Origin of the sequence: Stenotrophomonas sp. S49, from assembly GCF_016624905.1 — a bacterium.
In the GTDB taxonomy this organism is placed as follows: Bacteria; Pseudomonadota; Gammaproteobacteria; order Xanthomonadales; family Xanthomonadaceae; genus Stenotrophomonas.
Map to the genome: position 1 here is coordinate 1 of NZ_JACVUD010000095.1, position 16,319 is coordinate 16,319.

At 67.4% G+C, this 16,319-nt stretch carries 12 protein-coding genes and 1 pseudogene; 2 read left to right on the forward strand and 11 right to left on the reverse strand.

The window, feature by feature from the left end; translation table 11 throughout:
- Positions 1 to 248: 248 nt before the first annotated feature.
- The 3 genes from IAE58_RS16835 to mltB form a co-directional block, all read right to left on the reverse strand.
- Entirely contained in the window at positions 249 to 1,466 is a 1,218-nt protein-coding gene (locus tag IAE58_RS16835) for a D-alanyl-D-alanine carboxypeptidase family protein (protein WP_108754177.1), read from the reverse strand.
- 99 nt (positions 1,467 to 1,565) lie between these two features.
- The gene (locus tag IAE58_RS16840) at positions 1,566 to 2,819 is read right to left on the reverse strand and encodes a septal ring lytic transglycosylase RlpA family protein (protein WP_199934341.1); all 1,254 of its coding nucleotides are present in this window, start codon (positions 2,817 to 2,819) and stop codon (positions 1,566 to 1,568) included.
- Positions 2,816 to 3,961: a lytic murein transglycosylase B gene (mltB, locus tag IAE58_RS16845; protein ID WP_108754179.1), complete on the reverse strand. Its 1,146-nt coding sequence runs from the start codon at positions 3,959 to 3,961 to the stop codon at positions 2,816 to 2,818. Before mltB ends, IAE58_RS16840 begins: the two co-directional genes overlap by 4 nt.
- An 865-nt stretch (positions 3,962 to 4,826) precedes the next feature.
- On the opposite strand from mltB, the pseudogene IAE58_RS16850 reads away from it, so the two are divergent.
- Positions 4,827 to 5,204: pseudogene (locus IAE58_RS16850) on the forward strand (hypothetical protein).
- Between the two features lie 444 nt (positions 5,205 to 5,648).
- On the opposite strand, the gene rodA reads toward IAE58_RS16850, so the two are convergent.
- The 5 genes from rodA to IAE58_RS16875 form a co-directional block, all read right to left on the reverse strand.
- Positions 5,649 to 6,761, reverse strand: a complete 1,113-nt coding sequence (gene rodA, locus IAE58_RS16855; RefSeq protein WP_108754183.1) for a rod shape-determining protein RodA — start codon at positions 6,759 to 6,761, stop codon at positions 5,649 to 5,651.
- Positions 6,758 to 8,833 (reverse strand): penicillin-binding protein 2, encoded by a 2,076-nt coding sequence (gene mrdA, locus IAE58_RS16860; protein WP_199934340.1) that lies wholly within the window; start codon positions 8,831 to 8,833, stop codon positions 6,758 to 6,760. Before mrdA ends, rodA begins: the two co-directional genes overlap by 4 nt.
- 3 nt (positions 8,834 to 8,836) lie before the next feature.
- Positions 8,837 to 9,322: a rod shape-determining protein MreD gene (gene mreD, locus IAE58_RS16865; RefSeq protein WP_005419400.1), complete on the reverse strand. Its 486-nt coding sequence runs from the start codon at positions 9,320 to 9,322 to the stop codon at positions 8,837 to 8,839.
- On the reverse strand, positions 9,319 to 10,359 hold the full coding sequence (mreC, locus tag IAE58_RS16870; RefSeq protein WP_199934339.1) for a rod shape-determining protein MreC: 1,041 nt from the start codon (positions 10,357 to 10,359) through the stop codon (positions 9,319 to 9,321). The genes mreD and mreC overlap by 4 nt, the downstream gene beginning before the upstream one ends.
- Before the next feature lie 122 nt (positions 10,360 to 10,481).
- Positions 10,482 to 11,528, reverse strand: a complete 1,047-nt coding sequence (locus IAE58_RS16875) for a rod shape-determining protein (RefSeq protein ID WP_005419402.1) — start codon at positions 11,526 to 11,528, stop codon at positions 10,482 to 10,484.
- A 283-nt stretch (positions 11,529 to 11,811) separates the two neighbouring features.
- Between IAE58_RS16875 and IAE58_RS16880 the strand changes: the two genes are divergently transcribed.
- Positions 11,812 to 12,750, forward strand: coding sequence for a carbohydrate kinase family protein (locus IAE58_RS16880; RefSeq protein ID WP_199934338.1), 939 nt, complete (start codon positions 11,812 to 11,814; stop codon positions 12,748 to 12,750).
- 153 nt (positions 12,751 to 12,903) lie between these two features.
- Here the strand turns inward: IAE58_RS16880 and IAE58_RS16885 are convergent, their stop codons facing one another.
- The 3 genes from IAE58_RS16885 to IAE58_RS16895 form a co-directional block, all read right to left on the reverse strand.
- A complete protein-coding gene (locus tag IAE58_RS16885; RefSeq protein WP_325166865.1) occupies positions 12,904 to 13,527 on the reverse strand; it encodes an HAD-IA family hydrolase in 624 nt (207 codons plus the stop codon).
- Positions 13,518 to 14,249, reverse strand: a complete 732-nt coding sequence (locus IAE58_RS16890) for a hypothetical protein (protein WP_199934337.1) — start codon at positions 14,247 to 14,249, stop codon at positions 13,518 to 13,520. Before IAE58_RS16890 ends, IAE58_RS16885 begins: the two co-directional genes overlap by 10 nt.
- A gap of 155 nt (positions 14,250 to 14,404) precedes the next feature.
- The coding region (locus IAE58_RS16895) for a M1 family metallopeptidase (RefSeq protein ID WP_234456395.1) at positions 14,405 to 16,319 on the reverse strand (1,915 nt) is incomplete at its 5' end.

The following is a 16,319-nucleotide window of genomic DNA, read 5'->3' on the forward strand; positions in this document are numbered from 1 at the left end:
CGGGTAGGTGCCGACCGTTGGTCGGCACACCGGTTTGAATCGCTCGCTGTAGGCGAGCGGCTGATGGTGAAGCGGGTAGGTGCCGACCGTTGGTCGGCACACCGGTTTGAATCGCTCGCTGTAACCGGGGTTGTAGAGTCGAGCCATGCTCGACTGCATTCACCATCAGTCGAGCATGGCTCGACTCTACAAAAAACGAAAAAGGCCGGCTTTCGCCGGCCTTCTCATTCACCACGCAGGTGCGTGGATCATTCCGATTCCCACCACATCCAGAAGCTGTCCCACAGGCGCTTGAAGAAGCCGGCCTGTTCAACAGCCGCCACGGCCACCAGCGGGGCTTCCGCCACCACCTTGCCGTCCAGGGTGACCTTCACGGTGCCGATCTGCTGACCAGCGGTGAACGGTGCTTCCAGGGTCTTTGGCACGTCGATGCTCGGCTTCAGGTCGTTGTAGCGGCCGCGCGGCACGCTCACCAGCATCGGCTGGGCCACGCCCAGCTGCACCTTGTCGGTGGTGCCCTTCCAGACCTTGTGCTCGGCCACGGCCTTGCCCGGCTCGTACAGGCGGTGGGTTTCGAAGAAGCGGAAGCCCCAGTTCAGCAGGGCCAGGCTGTCATCGGCGCGCTGCTTTTCCGACGAACCACCCAGCACCACCGCGATCAGGCGCTGGTCGCCGCGCTGCGCCGAGCTCATCAGGCAGTAGCCGGCTTCGGAGGTGTGGCCGGTCTTGATGCCGTCCACGCTGCCATCGCGCCACAACAGCAGGTTGCGGTTGGGCTGCTTGATGTTGCCGACCTGGAATTCCTTGATCTTGTTGTAAGCGTAGGTTTCCGGGTAATCGCGCACCATCGCCCGGCCCAGCAGGGCCAGGTCGTAGGCGGTGCTGTGGTGGCCTTCGGCGGTCAGGCCGTGGGCGTTCACGAAGTGCGAGTTCTTCATGCCGATCTTGGCGGCGTAGCTGTTCATCAGCGAAGCAAAGGCTTCTTCGCTGCCGGCCACGTGTTCGGCCAGGGCGATGGCGGCGTCGTTGCCCGACTGGATCGCCATGCCCTTTTCCATGTCTTCCAGGCGCGCGGTCTGGTTCACCGGGAAGCCGCTGTAGCTGCCGTCGGTGCCGGCGCCGCCTTCGCGCCAGGCGCGCTCGCTCATCATCACCTGGTCATCCGCGCGCACCTTGCCGTTCTTGACCTCCGCGGCGATGACATAGGAGGTCATGACCTTGGTGATGCTGGCCGGGGCCAGTTCTTCGTGCACGTTCTCGCCGGCCAGCACCTGGCCGGTGGCGTAATCCATCAGGACCCACGCCTTGGAAACAGTCGGCACCGGGGCCGGCGGCGTGGCCACGGTTGCCGGCGCAGCGGCGGCGGCAGGTGCCGGGGTGGCCGGGGTCGGCAGGGGGGTCTGGGCGGAAGCCAGACCGACCACCAGGGTGGCGGCCAGGGCAGTGGCGGCGGAACGGAAATTCATGGGACAGCAGGCTCCAGGGACGGCCAGGATGGAGGGTGGTACGAAGCGGCCATTGTAAGGCCGACGGGGCGGAGGCCGGCAGCACCGGCCCCGGTCGAATCAGTCTTTGACGATCTGCGGTGCGCCCAGGCCCAGACCGGCGATGCGGCCGACAAGTTCCGCGGCGCTGGCATGGTCGGTGGCGGGTACGCGCAGACGGAACAGGGTGCGGCCGCCGGCGGCGATGTCGCTGATGGTGGCGCCGACGATGCCGGCCGCGTTCAGCTGGCCCATGGCACGGGTGGCGTTGTCGCGGCTGGAAAAGCTGGCCACCTGCACCATCACCGCACCCACAACCTGCTGCGACAGCGTGGGCGCGGGGGCCGGCGTGCTGCGTGCCGGGGCGGCAGCTGCGCGCGGTGCGGCGGCGACCACGGCCACCGGTGCACGCGGCGCCGGGGCGCTCGGCGGCAGCGCGCTCACTGCCACGTCCGGCAGGGTGCTGCTGGCAGCCTGGGTGGTGGCCGGCTGGCCACGTGCGGGCATGGCATCGGCAGGCAGGCGCTGCACCAGGCGGTCGATATCGCTGGCCGGCGTGCTGCGCGCTGCTGCTGTGGGGCGTGCCGAGGCCACCGCCGTGGCGGCAGCGGCTTCGGCGGCACGGCGCTCGCGGCGCGACGGCTTCTGCGCCAGCAGGTTGCCTTCGCCCGGCTGCAGCGCGCGCACTTCCACATTGCCGGTGCCGCGCTGGGTGATGCCCAGGCGCACGGCGGCGGCATAGCTCAGGTCCACCACGCGGCCATCGTGGAACGGACCACGATCGTTGACGCGCACGATCACCGATTCGCCGTTGTCCAGGTTGGTCACGCGGGCGAAGCTGGGCAGCGGCAGCGTCTTGTGTGCGGCGGTGAACTGGTACATGTCGTAGACCTCGCGGTTGGAGGTCAGGCGGCCATGGAACTTGGCACCGTAATACGACGCGGTACCGCGCTCGACATAGTCATGGGTGTCGTCCAGCACTTTGTACGACTTGCCCAGCACCACATACGGCGATTTGTTGCCGATGGTCGAGCGTTCGACCGCGGTCACTTCCGGCTCGGGAATGCAGGCCACGTTGGGCACGTAGCTGGGTGTGCTGTCCTTCACGCCGGGCTTGTACAGGCCACCGGCGGTGTAGTTGCCGCGCGTGCTCAGGTCTTCGGTGGCCGCCGCATAGGGCGAACCGTCCGGGCAGTGCGCCGGGCGCCCGCCCTTGCCCTGCACCACCGTGCCGGGCACCTTGCCGCCGTGGCCGGCGCTGGGCTTGTTCGGCGCGCTGCTGCACGCAGCCAGTGCGAGTACTGCCAGTGCGGGAACCAGCCATTTGATGTTCATGCCGGGGGCAGCTCCTGTCCGGCAATGGCCTGGGACAACTGGTGCACGGCCATCGCGTACATCTTCGAGAGGTTGTAGCGGGTAATGGCGTAGTAGTTCTGGAAGCCCAGCCAGTACTGCTTGCCGGTGCTGCCTTCCAGGGTGATGGGCGTTGCGGTGGCGCCCGCCGGGACCGGCGCGCTGGGCTGGTAGCCGCGCTGCGCCAGGTCGGCCAGCGACCAGGTGGGCATCCACTCGGTGGGGTTGAACTCCTCGCGGCCCGGCGCCAGCGTGGCCGGCACCACCACGGGCCCGCCGCGCACCCAGCCACCCTTCTTCACGAAGTAATTGGCGATGGACGAGAACACATCGTCGTAGCTGGTGAACAGATCACGGCGGCCATCGCCGTTGCCGTCCACGGCGTAATCCAGATAGCTGGACGGCATGAACTGGCCCATGCCCATCGCCCCGGCGTAGCTGCCCTTGAGCGTGGTGATGTCCAGTTTTTCTTCGCGGCCCAGTTCGAACAGCTTGGCCAGTTCATCGCGGAAAAACAGCTCGCGGCGCACTTCGCGTTCCAGCTTGGCCGGGTCGCCACTGCGCGGGTAATAGAAGGCCAGGGTGTACAGCGCATCCAGCACGCGGTGGTTGCCGGCGTTCTTGCCGTAGCTGGTTTCCACGCCGATGATCGCCACGATCACTTCGGCCGGCACCCCGGTGCGCTGCTGCACGCGGTCCAGTTCGGCACGGTGTTCGGCCAGGAACGCGCGGCCGCCGTCGATGCGCGCCTTGCTGATGAACATCGGCCGGTATTCGTTCCACGGCTTCACCCGTTCGGCCGGGCGGGCCATGGCGGCAATGATGGGCTGGCGCACCTGCGCCTGGTCCAGCACGGCGCTGATCTGCTGCGGTGCCAGGCCGTAGCGCTTGGCGGTATCGGCAATGAAGTTCGCGCGCGCGGTTTCAAACGGCACCGGGGTCAGATCCACCGGCGGTGCGGTGCTGGCGGCAGCTTCCGGCGCGGCTTCGGCCGGGCCCTGCGGCTTGCTGGCCGGGTGGCGCGGCGAACTGCTGGCCTGCGGAGACGACGGGGGGGACGTCGGCTGGGTCGCGCAGGCGACCAGGCCGAGGGTGAGCATGCAGGCCAGAGTGCGTCGAATCATCACCGCAGGTTAGCAGGTCATGGATGAATTAAAACCCCTAACACCATGAATCACAACGATTTGCCTGCAGGCAAACGCTTTTGTGAAAACGGTGTGAGTGACCTGCCGCATTCAGAAACAGAGGTGGCCGGTTGCGTCCCCATCCCCGCAGACGCAACCGGCGACCGGATCCGGTCGGTACCTGCGCGGCTGCCGCTCCCCAGTGGCAGTGCTCCGCGCTCCCTGTACCCGTTGGATCAGTACTGCTTTCCCGCCCGGCGCCCCTCGCGCTGCATCGGTGATGGCGCGCCGTGCCGAACGGGCCGCCATTGTGCAGGCCGATTGCGACAAATCTATTGATCAAGATCAACACCGCGTCAAAGTGTGATTGATCGCCCACTTTTATTGGAACTTCGTCAGCGAGTGGGCGTTCACGCGGGGTTACGCAAACGCTTACAGAAACGCCTTTGCGCAGATTCAGGTGGCGAACGCCGGGGAATGGCGGCGTTTTCGGGCGGCGCATCGTGTCGCTATCGCCACTTTGGGTGCATCGTGCGGCGCCCTTCTGACGAATTCGACTTTCAAACTTTCCTCATTGGTGCGGCGGGCGCGGCGTGCGAAACATGCGGGGCCACCGACAACGGGTGGCACGGGACTCCAATCCCGTTAACCGATGCGTTGTTTACGCTTGCCAGTCGGCGTCGTCTTTTCCGTGTGGGCGACGCCGGCTGGCAATCCGTCCGTGCGTCTTTGGCGGGCGGTGCGTGGAGGGCCTTGCGCCCGCCGGAGTTCCCGCATTGGTTACCGGTATTGGAGCCACGCATCGCCTGCCACCCTCGCCCTGCGTGCGGGGTGGCGGATCTGCCTGCCGCGCGAGGATCCTGCCATGACGCTATCGCCTTACCCGTACCTGTTCGCCACCCTGGGCGACGCCGCCCATCAACTTCCGGCGGACATCGCCCGCGCCCTGGAAACCACACTGACCGCCCTGCTGGGCGCCCTGCGGCGCATCCGCCAGGTGGACGCCGCCGATGGGCAGGCCTGGCAAGGGCGGCAGCACACGCCGGGGCAGCGCATGGCGCTGGCGCGCATCGACCGCGCCAACAGCGGCCTGACCTTCCTGCTGTAACTGCTGCATGCCGCCGAACGCGTGCGGGTGGACGGCGACGAAGCCCAACAACTGGGAGACGACGCCCGCGAGGGCTTGCTGCTGGCCTGCCGGGGGTTGTCCGAATACGTGGATGTGCAGTTGCGCGTGGCGTGAGCGGAACGCGTACTGGCTGTTGGCTGTTCGTAGAGTCGAGCTTGCTCGACTGCTTTGCGCGAAAAGCAGTCGAGCAAGCTCGACTCTACAAGGGCAAAAGCGAAGTCGAGCAAGCTCGACTCTACAAAAGCCAAAGCGTAGTCGGCCACCATCGACGGTACGCGGCAAGAGCCAAAGCGCAGTCGAGCACAATTGTCGGTACGCGACGAAGGCCAAAGCGTAGTCGAGCACCATCGACGGTATGCGACGAGGGCAAAAGCGCAGTCGAGCACCGTCGTCGGTACGCAACGAAGGCAAAAGCGTGGTCGAGCACCGCGGACGGTACGCAACAAAGGCCAAAGCGCCGTCGGGCACCGTCGACGGTACGCGACGAGGGCCATAACGCAGTCGTGCGCCGGGGTCAGATCCCGTTCCCCGTAGAGGGGGATCCGACCCCCAGGGGTGTCAGCCGTAGCCACCGTGCACGGGGTTGTGGCTGCGCACGGCCATGACCAGGCCGAAGCCGGCCAGCAGCGATACGGCGGACGTGCCGCCGTAGCTGATCAGCGGCATCGGTACGCCCACCACCGGCAGCAGGCCGGAAATCATGCCGCCGTTCACCAGCACATAGACGAAGAAGGCCAGGCCGGTGGCCCCGGCCAGCAGGCGCGAATAGGAATCGCGCGACTGGCTGGCGATCCACAGGCAGCGCCCGATCACCACCAGGTACAGCGCCAGCACGGTGGCCACGCCGATCCAGCCGAATTCTTCGCTCAACACCGAGAACGCGAAATCGGTGGTCTGTTCGGGAATGAAGTTCAGGTGCGACTGCGAGCCCTCGCCCCAGCCCTTGCCGTCGAAACCGCCGGAACCGATCGCGATCTTCGACTGGATGATGTTCCAGCCGGCGCCCAGGGCGTCCATTTCCGGGTCCAGGAACATCATGATACGGTCCTTTTGGTACGGCCGCAGCAGCCAGAACCAGGCCACCGGCGCTACCGCGGCCACACCGCCCACGCCCAGCCCCACCCACCACCACGGCAGCCCGGCCAGCAGCAGCACGAACACGCCGCTGGCCGCGATCAGCACGCCGGTGCCGAAGTCGGGCTGCAGCATCACCAGGCCGGTGGGCACGCCGATGATCACCAGTGCCATCAGCACGGTGTTGAAGCGCGGCGGCAACGGCATCTTGTGCAGGTACCAGGCCACCATCATCGGCAGGCTGACCTTCAGCAGTTCGGCCGGCTGCAGGTAGAAGAACTTCAGGTCCAGCCACTGCCGTCCGTACTTGCCGGTGCCCAGCACGAACACCGCCAGCAGCGGAATCATCGAGATCGCATAGATCATCGGCGTGGCCGAGCGGATGCGCAGGATCGGCACGCGCGAAATGGCCCAGAGCGCGGCCAGGCCAACAATGAAGCGGGCGCCCTGCGCCATCACCAGGGTGTCGCCACCGGCGCTCTTCAAGGTGGCCAGGCCAATGGCCATCAAGGCGCCCAGGGCCAGGCACAGCACCCAGTCCAGGGTGCTGAAGAAGCGGCGCAGCATGTCGCCGGCCCAGCGCAGGAACACTCTCATCGCGAAGCCTCGGCGGCAGGGGGGCGCGGCGCGCTGGGGGCGGCCGCCGCTGCAGGCGGCACCGGCACAGGCTCGGGGGCAGGCGCGGGGGCAGGCACGCCCACCAGCACCGGCAGTTCGGCCAGCAGCGCGGCGGCGGCATCACCGGCCGGGCGCGCGTTCACGTCTTCGTTGTCGAAGGCGGTGGTGCCGATGGCGGTGGTGCCACGCTCGCTGTCCAGCGGCTGCATGCCTTCGGGCATCTTGCCCAGCAACCACGCATCGAAGATCTTGCGCGCGATCGGTGCCGCGGCCGAGCCACCATAGCCACCGCCTTCCACGGCAATGGCCAGGGCGATCACCGGCTGTTCGGCGGGCGCGAAGCCCACGAACAGCGCGCGGTGGCGCAGGTGCATGGGCAGGCTCTTGGGGTTCACCGCCGCGGTGCCCTTGCGGCTGATCACCTGCGCGGTACCGGTCTTGCCGGCCATGCTGTACGGCGCGCCGACGGCCATGCGCGCGGCGCTACCGCCGGGCTGCATGGTGGCCATCATGCCTTCGCGCACGGCCTGCACGTTGTTCGGGTTGGGGCTGACCGGCTTGCTCGGCCCGGCTTCGGTGGTCACCCAATCGTGGTCGAAGCCGGCGCGCTGCTGCATGACCAGATGCGGGGTGCGCAGCTGGCCATCGGCCAACGCGCTGACGCCGCGCGCCAGCTGCAGCGGGGTGACCTTCCAGTCGCCCTGGCCGATGCTGATGTTGACCGTATCGCCGGGGTACCAGCGTTCCTTGCGGCTCTTGGCCTTGTAGGCCGGCGACGGCAGGATGCCGCCGATCTCGCCGGTCAGGTCGATGCCGGTCGGCGCGCCGAAGCCGTAGTACTCCATGTAATGGTCGAAGCGCTCGATGCCCAGATCCAGCGCCAGCTTGTAGTAGTAGGTGTTCACCGATTGCGCGATCGACTTGCGCAGGTCGGTCCAGCCATGGCCGCCGCGGTGCGAATCGCCCCAGCCGCGGCTGGTGCCGGGCAGGTAGAACATGCCGGTGGACAGCACCTTGTCTTCCGGCCGGCGCACGCCCGAATCCAGGCCGGCCAGGCCGATCAACGGCTTCAGGGTAGAACCGGGCGCCACGCCGCCCAGCACCAGGCGGTTGAACTGCGGCCGCGACGGGTTCTCGTTCAGCGCCTTGAAATCGGCATGGGAAATGCCGTTGACGAACAGGTTCGGGTCGTAGGACGGCAGGCTGACCATCGCCAGCACTTCACCGGTGCGCGGGTCCATCGCCACGGCCGAGCCTTCCTGCTCGCCGAAGGCGGCGACCATGGCGCGCTGCAGGTCGGCATCGATGGACAGGCGCAGATCGGCACCGGACTGCGCGGCCACCCGGCCGATGGTGCGGATGGCCCGCCCCTGCACGTTGGTTTCCACCTGCTCGTAGCCGACCTTGCCGCGCAGCTCGTGCTCGTAATAGCGCTCCAGGCCGGACTTGCCGATGTGGGTCAGGGCCGCATTGCCCTCGCCCAGCATTTCCAGATCCTTGTCGTCCACCCGGCCGACGTAGCCGATGATGTGCGCGAACAGGTCGCCATAGGGGTAGCGGCGGGTCAGGTAGGGTTCCAGCTCCACGCCGGGGAAGCGCCAGCGGTCCACCGCGAACCGGGCCATTTCCTCGTCGGTCATGCGCAGCTTCAGGGTGACCGGCAGGAACTTGCGGCGCGCCTTGCGCGATTTGTTGAACGCTTCCAGCTCTTCGGGGCTGATGCTGATGATCTTCGCCAGCCCTTCCAGGGTGGCGTCCATGTCCTTCACCTTGTCCGGGGTCACGTCCAGGCGGAAGGCCGGCACGTTCTCGGCCAGCAGGCGGCCATTGCGGTCGTAGATCATGCCGCGCCCGGGCACCACCGGCCGCGGCTTGATGCGGTTGGCTTCCGAACGCGTGGCGTAGATGTCGTGGTCCAGCACCTGCAGCTTGAAGTACCAGCCGCCCAGGCCCAGCAGACAGACCAGCACGCCCAGGAAGCCCAGCGCCGCGCGGCGGCGGAACTGTTCGGCTTCAGCGTGCGGGTTCTTCACCTGCCGGCGCGGAATCATGGCTCAGCGCCCACGCTTGCCGAAGCGCACCGCGTCCAGCAGCACGAACACCAGCGGCCACAAGCCCATGCCCAGCAGCGGTGCCCACCAGTACGACCACGGCAGGGTCGGTTCGTCCACCACGATGTGTACCAGCGCGCTGACGATGCGGTCGTTGAACAGCAGGCCGCCGATGGCCAGCATCTGCTGGGACATCGGGAAGAAGCGGATGCGGGCACGGAAGCGCTGCAGGATGAAGGCCAGCATGACCAGGCGCAGGGCCTGTTCACCCAGCACCCCGCCGTACAGCAGGTCGGCCACCACGCCGCTGGCGAAGGCGATGCCCAGGCCCACGCGTTCGGGGGCTTCGATCACCCAGTAGGCCAGCACCAGCGCCAGCCAGTACGGGCGCAGCGGCTGCAGCAGCGCCGGCAACGGCAGCAGGCCCAGCAGCAGCGCCACCACCAGGCTGGCCGGCAGCACCCACGGGTTGTCGCGCAGGCGGCTCATCGTGCGGGCTCCTGCGTGGTGGGCGGGGTCGGCGTTGCTGCAGGCGGAGCCGTCGGCGGCGGTGCAGACGATGCCGAAGACGGAGCAGGTGCCGGTGCCGGAGCGGCGGCGCCCGGGGCGGCCGCGGCCGTTGCGCTGTCGGCGGGAGCGTCGGCAGCCTCCATCTGCAGGCTCTGCCGCAGCGCCTGCGGAATCCGGATCGCCGCACCGGGGCGGAGCAACAGCACGTCGCGACCGCGATCCAGCTGCGCTGCCGGCTTCAGTTCGCCCACCAGGAAGGCGTGGGTATCGTCCGGGCGCAGGCCGGTGATGGTGCCGACCGGGAAGCCGGCCGGGAATCGCCCGCCCAGGCCGGAGGTGACGATCTCATCGCCCACTTCCACGCCCGCGCTGAGCGGAATGTCACGCAGTTCCAGGGTATCGCCACGGCCATAGACGATCAGCCGCACGCCGTTGCGGGCCACGGTGACCGGCACGGCATGGTCGGGGTCGGTCAGCAGCAGCACGGTGGAGGTGCCACCGGTGGTGCTGATCACCTGCCCCATCAGGCCACCGGCGTCGATCACCGCCTGGCCCACGTGCACGCCTTCGCGACTGCCGGCATCAAGCACCAGGCGCTGCTTCACCGGGTCCAGGTCGATATCCAGGATCGGCGCCAGCTGTACGTCCAGCCCGCTGCGCTCGGCCACGTTCAGCAGTTCGCGCAGCTGGGCGTTGTCCAGTGCGGCGGTCTGCAGGCGGGTCAGGCGCGCATTGGCCAGCAGCAGCTGGTTGCGCAGTTCGCGGTTCTCGGTCACCAGCTGGCCATGGCTGGCCGCGCTGTCCTTCACCTGGCTGCCCAGCTTGCCGGGCAGGCCGGCCAGCGACCACACCGGCTGCACCAGGCTGTTGGCCTGTTCGCGCAGGCGCGCCAGCCAGCCGGCCTGGTCATCCAGCACGATCAGGGTGATGGCCAGCGCCAGATAGGCCAGCAGCCGCAGCGGGCTGGCGGCATCACCGGAACGGGAGGCGACGGGGGGTCCGGCGTAGGGCGGCACGTCAACGATTCAACTGGCAGAAGGCGGAAGGGAAACATGCGGGCGCCCCGCCGGTGCGGGCCGGCCCATGCGGGCAGGCCGCACCCCGGAGGGGCGCTGCGGGCGGGAGCAGCCGGGACGGCTTATTCCGGCGCAAAGAACTCGTTGCCGTGCATGTCCACCAGCTCCAGCGCACGACCGCCACCGCGGGCCACGCAGGTCAGCGGATCGTCGGCCACCTGCACGTGCAGGCCGGTTTCCTCGGAAATCAGGCGGTCCAGGTCGCGCAGCAGGGCGCCACCACCGGTCAGCACGATGCCGCGCTCGGCCACGTCGGCGCACAGTTCCGGCGGGGTCTGTTCCAGCGCCAGCTTGACCGCGCTGACGATGCCCGACAGCGGCTCGTGCAGGGCTTCCAGCACCTCGTTGGAGCTGATCTTGATCATCTTCGGCACGCCCTCGGCCAGGTTGCGACCGGAGATTTCCATCTCGATCACTTCCGCCTGCGGGTAGGCGCAGCCCAGCTCCACCTTGATGCGTTCAGCGGTGGCTTCACCGATCAGCATGCCGTGGTTGCGGCGCACGTAGTTGGTGATCGACTCGTCGAAGCGGTCGCCACCAATGCGCACCGAGGCCGAATAGACGATGCCGTTCAGCGAGATCACCGCCACTTCGGTGGTGCCGCCGCCGATATCGATGACCATCGAGCCGCGGGCTTCGGTGACCGGCATGCCGGCGCCGATCGCGGCGGCCATGGGCTCTTCGATCAGGAACACATCACGGGCACCGGCTTCCTCGGCCGATTCCTTGATGGCGCGGCGCTCGACCTGGGTGGAACCGGCCGGCACGCAGACCAGCACGCGCGGGCTGGGGCGCAGCACGCGGGACTTGTGCACCTTCTTGATGAAGTGCTTGAGCATCGCCTCGGTGTAGGTGAAATCGGCGATGACGCCGTCCTTCATCGGGCGGATGGTGGTGATGTGGCCCGGGGTACGGCCCAGCATCTGCTTGGCTTCGGCGCCTACGGCTGCCACCGAGCGGGTGCCACCAATGGCACGGTCCTGGCGCACGGCCACGACCGACGGCTCGTTCAGCACGATCCCCTGCCCGCGCACGTAGATGAGGGTGTTGGCCGTGCCCAGGTCGATGGACAGGTCGTTGGAGAACATGCCACGGAGTTTCTTGAACATCTGAGGAAGGAGTCCTGAGGGGTGTCGTGCCCGCCGCGGGATGGCGAAAAAATGGGCAGAAATCGAGGCCGACAAGCCTAGCAACCCGCCTGCCGCCGAGCAAGGAAAAAACTAGCTGAACCCGCGTCTTCACAGGCTTTCGGCCTGATCGGGCATCACCCGGTTCTGGCCCTGAGCGGCACCAGCGGGTAACCTTTGCGCCGTCGGGCGCCCATGGGCGCCGTTTGCTTGCCCGCCGAAGCGGGCCGGCCCACCCCAAAATTCACCGCATAGGCTTACATCGATGTCCGCTCTGATCTGTGGTTCTCTTGCCTTCGACACCATCATGGTGTTCCCGGACCAGTTCAAGAATCACATCCTGCCGGACAAGGTGCACATCCTGAACGTGTCCTTCCTGGTCCCGCGCATGCGTCGCGAGTTCGGCGGCTGCGCCGGCAACATCGCCTACAACCTGCACCTGCTGGGCGGCGAGCCGATCCCGATGGGCACCGTGGGTTCGGATTTCGGCCCCTACCGCGAATACTTCGAAGGCCTGGGCATCGACCTGTCGCGCGTGCGCGTGATCGATGAGCTGTTCACCCCGCAGGCGTTCATCACCACCGACCACGACAACAACCAGATCACCGCCTTCCACCCGGGCGCGATGATGCGTTCGTACGAAAACCACGTGCGCGGCGTGCCGGGCGTGACCCTGGGCCTGGTCGGCCCGGACGGCCGCGAGGGCATGATCCAGAACGCGCAGGAATTCCACGAAGACGGCATCCCGTTCATCTTCGACCCGGGCCAGGCCATGCCGCTGTTCAACGGCCCGGAGCTGCGCGCGTTCATCGAGCAGGCCGACTACGTGGTGGTGAACGACTACGAGTCGAACCTGCTGCAGGAACGCACCGGCTGGGACGAGAAGGAGATCGTGAGCCGGGTGAAGGCCTACATCACCACCCGCGGCCCGAAGGGCGCGGTGATCCACACCCCGGAAAAGAGCTACGACATTCCGCCGGCGCACGAGCGCCGCGTGGTCGACCCGACCGGCTGCGGCGACGCCTTCCGCGCCGGCCTGATCTACGGCATCCAGAAGGGTTACGACTGGCTGACCATCGGCCGCATGGGCAACCTGATGGGCGCGCTGAAGGTCGAGCACCCGGGCACCCAGAACCAGCGCTTCACCTTTGACGAGTTCAACGAGCAGTTCAAGCAGCAATTTGGCTACGCGCTCAGCGCGTAACCAAATTGCCCGCGCATTCCACCTTATCCCCGCGCCTTCGGCGCGCCCCCTTGAACAACAAGGGGGCTCTTCACCCGATGCACTACGAAGACTGCGCTGGGTAGGTGTCGACCTTGGTCGACACGCCGGGCATGGCCCGGCACGGCCGAATGATCACCCCTGCCAAGCCGCGTGCAACGCGCGGCAATCGGCGAAATGCCAATCCGCGCGACCCGGCCACGGGTTGTCCGGCTGGTTGACCAGCACGGTGCGCGCACCGGCGGCGCGGCCACAGTCCAGATCGTAGGCGTGGTCGCCCACCATCACCGCCCCGCCGGCGCTGGCCCCCCAGCGCCGCAGATGCTGCTGCACACCATCGGGCGAGGGCTTGGGCACCGCTTCATCGCGGCCGATGATGGCGCCATCGTCGAACAGATCCCCTACCCCGATCGAATCCAGCGTCAGCTTGGCCAGCGCATGGTCGTTGCGGGTCAGGATGCCGAGCTGGCAGCCGGCCGCGGCCAGCGCACGCAGCAGCGCCACCGCCCCCGGCGCCGGCAGTGCGCCTGCGGCCAGCGCCCGCTCGTGGTCCAGCAGCCAGGCGTGCTTCTGCGCCGCCTCCGCCGCCGGCAGGCCGGCCAGGTGCGCCAGGATGTCCGCACTGGGCGGGATGCCCAGCGCGCGCTTGATGCCGTCGAAATCATGCATGGCCACGGTCAGCGTGCCATCCATGTCGAACACCCAGTGGCGCACGGCCGACAGGGGTGGGGCCACCGTCGCGTGGGCCGTTACTTCCACCACGACGGCATGCGGCTGCTGTCCACGCCGCCGGTTTCGAACACCGCGGTGCGGGTGCCGCCGGCCTTCACCGGGAACTCGATGCTGATCGACTGGCCCTTCTGCGCCAGCTTCCACAGCGCCTTCTGGTCGGTGATGAACATCGCGATGGCCTCGTCGGTCTTCGGCCGCCACGCAGCCATCGATATCGGCTTGCCGTCGTCCACGGTCACCTTCACCGTGCACTGCGGGCAGCGGAAATCGCCGGCCTGCAGCACCAGGTAGGCGTGCCGCTTCCATTCGGGGTGATCGCGGAACACCAGCTGCACCGGCTTGGCGCCGCTGCCATCCACGTCCACCCGTTCCTTGCTGTAGATCGACGCCGAACGCTGCACGCCCTTGCTGCCGACCGGAATCTCGTTGTACTGCCACAGCGCCTGCATGCGGCGCAGGTTCCGCGCGGCATCGGCCTTGGCCTTCACCTCATCGAAGCCGGCGGCAATGCGCCCGGCGGCGGCGGTGTCCTTGTACTGGTCCAGCAGCGAACCGCCGTGGATGCGTGCGCGTTCCCAGTCCTGTGCGGCCACGGCGGTGTCGTACTGCTTGGCCACGTCGTCGGCCTTGGCTTCCTTCTGCGCCTGCGCAGCCGCGGCCGCCGCTTCCTGCGCCTTGCGCTCTTCTTCGGGGTTGCTGCAGGCGGCCAGCGCCAGGGTGCAGGCGGCGATCAGGAACAGACGTTTCATGTGGAGGTCCTTCGTGTGTGCACAGATATGTAGAGTCGAGCCATGCTCGACTGGCTCTTCAAGAGCAGTCGAGCATGGCTCGACTCTACAGAGCAACGGCAGTCGAGCAAGCTCGACTCTACGAAAAAGCGCCGGGGGGTGCCCGGCGCTTCTGCTTACTTGGCTTCGGCCTTGGCCAGCATGTCCTGCACCGAGGCGGTGGTGATCGGGTGGTAACCCGGCTTGGCCTTCTCGAAGGCCTGCTTGGCGAACGCCAGGCCCTCGGGCGTCTTCACCAGTTCGGCGTAGATCGGCATGATCAGCTTGCGACGGCCCACGCGCTCGATGAACGCACCGGCCGCTTCGTTGGCCTGGGTGTAGCCGCTGCGGATGGTCAGCGGGTACCAGCGCATGGCGATTTCACCGTTCGCGGTGCCGGTGAAGTGGTAGGCCTTGTCCAGCGCGGCCAGCTTGTCCAGCGGCAGGGTGGTGCCCAGACCGTCGATGAAGCGCACCCATTCCTGGGTGCCCCATTCGGCGGTGACCTGGCTGCCCGGCAGGCTGCCGGCGCCGGAGAAGGCGATGCGCGCGGCATCGACGCTGCTGAAGTTGCGCGACTGCGCCTTGGCGGCGAACGCCGGGATGCCCGGCTCGTCCAGCCATGCCTTCAGTTCGGCTTCGCTCACCGCCGTCGGGTTCTTCGGCAGCAGGTTCTTCTTCAGGTACTCGACGAACTGGTCGGTGTTGGCGCTCTGGAAGGCGTGGTCATCGAACCAGCCACGCAGGAACGGATCGAAGGTTTCGCGGCCGAAGCGCTGTTCCAGGAACTCCAGGAACCAGGAACCCTTCACGTAGGCCACCTGGCTCAGGGCTTCGTCGGGGTCACGCTCGTTCAGCGGCGGCAGTGCCAGGGCCTGGTCGGCCGGGCTCATGTCCTTCACTTCGGCCAGCAGGTCGGTCTGGTCGATCTGCTTTTCCATTTCGGCCATTTCCTTGCCGTACAGGGCTTCGGTAATGCGCCCCTGCACGTAGGTGGTGAAGCCTTCGTTCAACCAGATGTCCTTCCAGCTGGCATTGGTGACCAGGTTGCCCGACCAGCTGTGCGCCAGTTCGTGGGCCACCAGCGAAACCAGCGACTTGTCGCCGACGATCACGGTGGGCGTGGCGAAGGTCAGGCGCGGGTTTTCCATGCCGCCGAACGGGAACGACGGCGGCAGCACCAGCATGTCGTAGCGGCCCCAGCGGTATTCGCCGTACAGCTTCTCGGCGGCACCGATCATCTTCTCGGTGTCTTCGAATTCCTTGGCGGCCTTGTTCACCATGGTCGGCTCGGCCCAGACACCAGAACGGCCGGAAATCGGCTCGAACACCAGGTCACCGGCGGCGATGGCCAGCAGGTACGACGGAATCGGCTGCGGCATCTTGAAGGTGTAGTCACCGTCACGCGCGGCCTTGGGATCGTTGTCGGCGCTCATCAGCACCATCACGTCCGGGCGCGAGACCACGTGCGCGCTGTAGGTGAAGCGCACGCTCGGGGTGTCCTGCAGCGGCACCCAGGAACGGGCGTGGATGGCCTGCGACTGGCTGAACATGAAGGGCAGCTTCTTGCCCTCGGTCATCGACGGCTCCAGCCACTGCAGGCCCGAGGCGGTCGGGGCGGTGTGGTAGCTCACTTCCACCTTGGCCGGCTGGGCCGGGGCTTCGATGGTCAGCTTGCTGCCGAACACCTTGTCGACCGGGGCCAGTTCGAACTTCAGCGGGCTGCGCGCGCCGTCGGCGGCGATGGCCTCGACCTTGGAAACGCTCAGCTCACGGGTGTCCAGCACCAGCTGCTGGGCGTCCTTCTGCTTCCATTCCAGGGTGTAGGTAGCGGTGCCGCCAATCTGCTTCTGGTCGAAGTCCAGCTTCAGATCCAGCGCGATGTCCTTGATGACGACCTTGTCCGGCTCGGCATAGGAGCTTTCGTCGTGGCTGCGGTTTTCGGCGTTCACGGGGGCGGCGGGGGCCTTTTCGGCAGTCGGGGCGGCGGCGGGCGCGGGCCCCGCCGGGGGGCAGCCGGCGGCCCGGGCCCCCGGCCGCGGGTGGGGGCTA